The organism is Chthonomonas sp. (assembly GCF_035294165.1).
Classification (GTDB): domain Bacteria; phylum Armatimonadota; class Chthonomonadetes; order Chthonomonadales; family Chthonomonadaceae; genus Chthonomonas.
The window spans coordinates 1-1,515 of record NZ_DATGLN010000183.1 but is presented as its reverse complement, the minus strand read 5'-3'; the positions used below and the strand labels follow the sequence as shown (position 1 = coordinate 1,515).

Below are 1,515 nucleotides of genomic sequence, written 5' to 3'. Positions count from 1 at the left end.
ATCCGGCTCAACGAGATCTGCCAGTTGAATATTATGGGAAACATTCAGCTTTCTACGCAGGCGGTACAGGCGCTCTGCGAGGCAGAAGTTCCCATCTGCTATTTCTCCATGGGCGGCTGGTTCTATGGCATTACGACCGGCCTCTGCACGAAAAACGTCTTTCTCAGGCAGCGTCAGTTTGCTGCGGCCGAGGAGCCTTCGTTTTGTAAGCGGTTAGCGCGTGAACTCGTTGCAGGTAAGATTCGCAACCAGAGGACATTTCTGCTGCGAAATCATGTGGAGCCAGAGGAAAACGTACTGCGCGAACTCAAGGAGATGGCCGAGAGAGCGGATGAGTGCACCTCGATGGAGACCCTCCTCGGTCTAGAGGGCAATGCCGCAAGGCTTTATTTCGGCGCATTTGGGGGACTTCTGAAGAACGATGCAGGAGAGGATCTTCCTCCCGTGTTCCGCTTCGACTTTGCGGGAAGAAACCGGCGTCCGCCGCGCGATGCCGTAAATGCTCTGCTATCGCTTGGCTATAGCCTTCTTGTGAAAGATTTGACGATCGCGTGTTATGCAGCCGGGTTCGATCCTATGCAGGGCTTCTATCATCAACCCCGGTTCGGCCGCCCAGCGCTTGCTTTGGATTTAATGGAGCCGTTCCGGCCGCTTGTTGTGGATTCGGCTGTGATCACAGCGATCAACACCAAGATGGTTACGGTACGGGATTTTGTGTGCGTGAGCCAGAGCGTGGCGCTGACAAGCGAGGGGCGAAAGGCCTTCTACCGGGCCTATGAGCTGCGCATGGATACTTTAGTTACCCATCCCATTTTTGGCTATCGGGTAAGCTATCGTAGACTGTTAGAGCTGCAGGTGCGCCTGCTGGCTCAGGTGTTAAATGGTGATATCCCCAAATATCCCGTTTTCGTTACGCGGTGAGGGCGAGCGGCGAGGTGGTGAACACAAGGCCGGAACCGCTCGCAGGTTATAAGATGAGGCTTATCAAGGATTTGCAAATCGAGTATGGTCCCAACTGCTCGGCGGCAGAGGAAATGTTGACAGCCGCTCGAAATGGCTGGCCTAGGTATTTGAAAATTGAATAGGATAGCGAGGGAGCTATTTCCGCGATTAACTAATCGCGGCCCCATTGAAGCGCAGCGAACGCGGCGCTACACCAGTTTGCAGGCTCTCATTTCCGCGATTAACTAATCGCGGCCCCATTGAAGCCAGACAACCCCTGGGCCTAACTACAATGCCGGTGATATTTCCGCGATTAACTAATCGCGGCCCCATTGAAGCATGCCGCGCAGTAAAAGGCACCTGTGTTTGTAGTTATTTCCGCGATTAACTAATCGCGGCCCCATTGAAGCTATAGGCACTCGAGCGGATCTGGTTCTCGAATTGTTCCCAAATCGTGCGTGAGTATTTCTTCTTGTAGGCCGGCGGCACACCACGCCAGATTGGCCACAGTAATCCGTCAACAATCTCCTGAAGCTGCATCATCCTCTTTTCTTTCCTCGTTCTGTAATAGAA

At 53.3% G+C, this 1,515-nt stretch carries 2 protein-coding genes; one reads left to right on the top strand and one right to left on the bottom strand.

Annotated features, from left to right (window positions below):
• On the top strand, positions 1-921 hold a 921-nt coding region (cas1, locus tag VKV29_RS09930; protein ID WP_324201149.1), incomplete at its 5' end, for a CRISPR-associated endonuclease Cas1.
• Between the two features lie 405 nt (positions 922-1,326).
• Here the strand turns inward: cas1 and VKV29_RS15380 are convergent.
• Positions 1,327-1,515 (bottom strand): hypothetical protein (locus VKV29_RS15380; protein WP_414647349.1); only part of this gene is annotated, 189 nt, incomplete at its 5' end.